The organism is Microbispora sp. CSR-4, assembly GCF_008033685.1.
Taxonomy (GTDB): Bacteria; Actinomycetota; Actinomycetes; order Streptosporangiales; family Streptosporangiaceae; genus Microbispora.
Genome location: NZ_VJVX01000244.1, coordinates 1 through 579, shown reverse-complemented (window position 1 = coordinate 579; position 579 = coordinate 1). Strand labels below are relative to the sequence as shown.

The 579-nt window shown below is 65.5% G+C and carries 1 pseudogene; it reads right to left on the bottom strand.

The features are described from left to right. A pseudogene (locus FLV34_RS39650) lies at positions 1 to 579 on the bottom strand (DNA-directed RNA polymerase subunit beta); the annotation flags it as partial.

The following is a 579-nucleotide window of genomic DNA, read 5'->3' as shown; positions in this document are numbered from 1 at the left end:
TGGTCCATGAACTGCGACAGCTGCGAGGTGCCGAAGAACTCCTTGATCGACGCCACGACCGGGCGGATGTTGATCAGGGTCTGCGGCGTGATCGCCTCGACGTCCTGCGTGGTCATGCGCTCGCGGACGACGCGCTCCATGCGGGCCAGGCCCAGGCGGACCTGGTTCTGGATGAGCTCGCCCACCGTGCGCAGACGACGGTTGCCGAAGTGGTCGATGTCGTCGGTCTCGACGACCACCGAGTTGTCCGGGCCCATCGTCTCCTCGCCGGCGTGCAGCCGGACGAGGTATTCGATGGTCGACACGATGTCCTCGTCGGTCAGCGTGCCCTGGGTGATGTCGGCCTGGACGCCCAGCTTCTTGTTGATCTTGTAACGGCCGACCTTGGCGAGGTCGTAGCGCTTCGGGTTGAAGTACAGGTTCTCCAGCAGCGCCTGCGCCGACTCCCTGGTCGGGGGCTCGCCCGGACGCAGCTTGCGGTAGATGTCGAGCAGCGCGTCGTCCTGGCCGGAGGTGTGGTCCTTCTCCAGGGTCGCCCGCATCGACTCGTACTGACCGAAACGCTCCAGAATCTGGTCG